Raw genomic sequence first — 4137 nt, 5'->3', positions numbered from 1 at the left:
CGATGACGCGGTGGAGAAAGGGAGATGTATCATGTTCGAGTTTTCGGCAACGGCGAGCATCGCGGCCCATGGGCTGACGCTCGCGGATCTGATGGAGGCGGTCCGGTTCGTTCTGGACATGGGGCTTCATGTCGTCGGCATCGCCTCGGCGGTGGCGGCGCTGACGCCGACGCCGCGCGACGGCGGCGGGGCGCTGGGGCGGCTCTATCGCCTCATCGACATTCTCGCCCTCAATGTGGGCTTTGCGAAGGACAGGCCGGCGAACGGGCTGCGGCTCCGGCTGCCGCGTTGAGGGGTGACGCCCCGCTCCTCAGCCCCTATAAAGGGCGAGGGGCCCTGCGACATCCGTTGCTTCACCTGTCTTGATGAGGAGGCTTCATGGCTCGTGGCCGCATCTTCTCCTCGCGCCGCATGTTTTCCTCGCGCAGGATGATCTTCGCGGAGACCAGGCCGAGACGCTCATATGGGCGGTTCCTCGGCCTCGCGCTGGCGACGCTGCTGATCTTCGCGGCGGGCGTTTATACCGGCCGCAATTTCCCCGAGCTTTTCAGCACGTCGTCGATCGCGTCGGTTACCGCAGCGGAATTCTGACATTCGTCTTTTCTGAAGATGCGCTGTGCTCATTTGAGCGCTTGCCGCATGCACGTGTTCACGCCAAATATGCTGGCACGCCAAATATGCAGGCGCATAGAACCGCGGAATGCGGCAGGACGGGAAACGGCATGGATCTTCAGCTCGCAGGCAAGACGGCGCTCGTCACCGGATCGCACCGGGGTACCGGGCGCGCCATCGCGGAGCGGCTCGCGGCCGAAGGCGCGCGCGTCGTCGTGCATGGCTTTGCCGAGGGCGAGGCGGCGGCCACCGTGTCCGACATCGTGAATGCGGGCGGCGATGCCGTCGGCGTCGCGGGCGACATCACCGCGGACGAGGGCGCGAAGGCGGCCTACGACGCGGCCGTGGCGGCGGCGGGCGCGATCGACATTCTCGTCAACAATTACGGCGTTGCGGAAGCGGGCTCCTGGTCGCGTTCGGAGACGGACGACTGGATCGACGCTTATGAGAAGAACGTGCTGTCGGCCGTGCGCATGACGCGGCTCTGCGTCGGCGCGATGAAGGCGAAGCATTGGGGCCGCGTCATCATGCTCGGCACGATCGGCTCGACGGAGCCCGCGGCGCGCATGCCGCATTACTACGCGGCGAAGGGCGCGCTCGCGACCATGACGGTGAGCCTCGCGAAGGACCTCGCGGGAACGGGCATCACGGTCAATATCGTCAGTCCCGGTCTCATCCGCACGAAGGAAGTCGAAGAACGCTTCCTCGCGCAAGGATACGAGAAGGGCTGGGGCACGACATGGGACGAGATCGAGCCGCATGTGCTGAAGAGTTTCATGAACAATCTGACGGGCCGCGTGACGCTGCCGGCGGAGGTCGCGGACCTCGTCGCCTTCGTCGCCTCCCCGCGCGCCGGCGCGCTGATGGCGCTCAACCTGCGCATCGACGGCGGCACAACGGCGCTGGTGGTGTGATGGACATGGGTTTCACATTCTATGTCACCCCGGGCGATGTCACCCCGGGCTCGTCCCGGGGCCCAGGGGCGGCAGGCGCGGCGCAAGCGGCCCCTGGATCCCGGCACAAGGCCGGGATGACGTTGTCGTTTGGGTAGAGATAGCGGCCATTCTGAAAGACCAGGAACATGCAGACCTTCCGTTTCGATCTCTGCGAGCTGCCGGAGGAGACAAAAGGGCTTCGCGCGGAGGTGCGGGCCTTTCTCGCCGAGGAGTTGCGCCATGTGCCGCTCGTCACGCGGGCGCAGACATGGTCCGGCTCCGATCCCGAATTCAGCCGCAAGATGGGCGCAAAGGGCTGGATCGGCATGCGCTGGCCGAAGCAATATGGCGGGCATGAGCGGAGCGCGTTCGACCGCTATGTCGTGCTCGAGGAAATGCTGGCCGCCGGCGCGCCCGTCGGCGCGCACTGGATCGGCGACCGGCAGTCGGGGCCGCTGCTGCTGAACTTCGGAACGGAAGAGCAGCGCCAGCTCATCCTGCCGAAGGTCGCGCGCGGCGAATGCTATTTCTGCATCGGCATGTCGGAGCCGGATTCGGGGTCCGATCTCGCGGCGACGCGGACGAAGGCCGAGAAGGTCGAGGGCGGCTACAGGGTCAACGGCACCAAGCTCTGGACCTCGGGCGCGCAACACGCGCACTACATGATCGGGCTTTTCCGCACGAGCGCCGACAAGCATACGGGGCTGACTCAGTTCCTCGTCGATCTCAAGAACACCGACGGGATCACGATCCGGCCGATCAGGGATCTCGCCGGCAATTCGCATTTCAACGAGGTGGTGTTTCAGGACGCCTTCGTACCGGACAATATGCTGGTGGGGTCGGAAGGTTCGGGCTGGGCGCAAGTGGGGGCGGAGCTCGCCTTCGAGCGGTCGGGGCCGGAACGCTATCTGTCGAGCTTCCTGCTGATGGTCGAGATGATCCGTGAACTGCAGAAGCGCGGCGGCGCGGAAGGCGCCCGCGAAGTGGGGCGCCTCGTCGCGCATCTGGTGACGCTGAGACAGATGTCGCTCTCCGTCGCGGGCATGCTCGACAAGGGCGAGAACCCGGCGCTTGAAGCCTCCGTCGTGAAAGACCTCGGCGCCGTCTTCGAGCAGGACATGCCGGTGAAGGCGCATGAGTTGCTTGGGATCGCGCCGACGATTGGCGGCGGAAGCGACTACGAAGAGGTGCTCGGCTATCTGACGCAGACCGTGCCGTCCTTCTCGCTCAGGGGCGGCACACGCGAAATCCTGCGCGGCATCATCGCCCGCGGGCTCGGATTGCGGTGAGGAGAAGGTCATGAACGAAATGCAGACGCTTCTCAACGACAGCATCACGAAGCTGCTCGACGATCTCGTTACCGCCGACACGATCCGGCAGGCGGAGGATGGCACCTGGCCGGCCGCGCTGTGGGAGGCGCTGGTCGAGAGCGGCATGACGCGCATCCTCGTGCCGGAAGCGCAGGAAGGCGCGGGCGCGACATGGGAAGACGCCTATGTCGTGCTGAAGGCGGCGGGGGCTGCCTCCGCGCCGGTGCCGCTCGCCGAGGCGATCCTGGCGGGCTTCATGCTGGGCCGCGCGGGGATCGCGATCCCGGACGGTGTCGTCACGGTGATGGAAGGCGACTTCACGCTCGAGAACGGGCGGCTTTCCGGCGTCGCGCGGGCCGTGCCATGGGGACGGAACGCGTCTCACGCGGTGACGCTGGTCGAAAGCGGCTGGGGCGTCGAGACGGTGCTGGCGTCGCTGCAATATGCGCGGATCGAAAAGGGCCAGAACCTCGCGCGCGAGCCGCGCGACACGCTGAGCTTCGATCATGTGGTGGTCGATACGGGCTGGGCCGGCTTGCCGGGCAATGCGGTGAGGCTTTACGGCGCGCTGACGCGGTCGGTGCAGATGGCGGGTGCGCTCGACTATCTCATCCGGCAGTCGGTGCAATATGCGAACGAGCGGACGCAGTTCGGCAAGCCCATCGGCAAGTTCCAGGCGATCCAGCAGCAACTCGCCGTGCTGTCGACGCAGGCCGCCGCCGTCGGCATCGCAGCGGCGCATGCTTCAGCGCGGGCCGACAAGGTGACGTCAGGCGACGCGGCGGCGTTCGAGATCGCGGTGGCGAAAGTCAGGGCCGACGATGCGTCGAGCATCGCGACCTCGATCGCGCATCAGGTGCATGGCGCGATCGGCTTTACCTATGAGCACGGGCTTCACTTCGCGACGCGGCGGCTCTGGTCGTGGCGGGCGGAGTTCGGCTCGGGCGCGGAGTGGGCCGACTGGCTCGGCCGCGAGACGCTGGCGCGGGGCGCGGATGAGCTGTGGCCTTACGTGACGGGACGGTGAAGAGAACGGGTGCGCTCTCCGCCCGCTGTCATCCCGGCCTCGTGCCGGGATCCAGGGGCAACATAGTCGGAGCGAGCGGCCCCTGGACCCCGGGACAAGCCCGGGGTGACAGCAGATAAAAACGGGAGCCACACAATGAACGTAACCGAAGCCCTGAAGACGCGGATTTCGTGCCGGGCGTTTCTCGACAGACCGGTGCCGGAGGCGACGGTCAGGGCCATTCTCGATGGCGCGAAGTGGTCGCCGTCGGGCG

The 4137-nt window shown here is 66.6% G+C and carries 6 protein-coding genes; all 6 read left to right on the top strand.

All coding sequences use genetic code 11. From position 1 onward, the window contains the following. Positions 1-31 precede the first annotated feature (31 nt). On the top strand, positions 32-292 hold the full coding sequence (locus tag VMR03_RS13765) for a hypothetical protein (protein ID WP_325406164.1): 261 nt from the start codon (positions 32-34) through the stop codon (positions 290-292). An 86-nt stretch (positions 293-378) separates the two neighbouring features. Continuing rightward, complete coding sequence (locus tag VMR03_RS13760; protein WP_325406163.1) at positions 379-591, top strand: hypothetical protein; 213 nt, start codon at positions 379-381, stop codon at positions 589-591. A 131-nt stretch (positions 592-722) separates the two neighbouring features. Further along, positions 723-1526, top strand: a complete 804-nt coding sequence (locus VMR03_RS13755) for an SDR family NAD(P)-dependent oxidoreductase (RefSeq protein WP_325406162.1) — start codon at positions 723-725, stop codon at positions 1524-1526. Between the two features lie 167 nt (positions 1527-1693). After that, positions 1694-2836, top strand: coding sequence for an acyl-CoA dehydrogenase family protein (locus VMR03_RS13750; RefSeq protein ID WP_325406160.1), 1143 nt, complete (start codon positions 1694-1696; stop codon positions 2834-2836). 10 nt (positions 2837-2846) lie between these two features. Next, complete coding sequence (locus tag VMR03_RS13745; protein WP_325406158.1) at positions 2847-3884, top strand: acyl-CoA dehydrogenase family protein; 1038 nt, start codon at positions 2847-2849, stop codon at positions 3882-3884. A gap of 135 nt (positions 3885-4019) precedes the next feature. Next, positions 4020-4137, top strand: a 118-nt coding sequence (locus VMR03_RS13740; RefSeq protein ID WP_325406166.1) for a nitroreductase family protein, incomplete at its 3' end; no start/stop codon positions are given.

The organism is Parvibaculum sp., assembly GCF_035511255.1.
GTDB lineage: Bacteria > Pseudomonadota > Alphaproteobacteria > Parvibaculales > Parvibaculaceae > Parvibaculum.
Note: the sequence above shows the minus strand (reverse complement) of the source record. Positions and strands in the feature narration are given on the sequence as shown.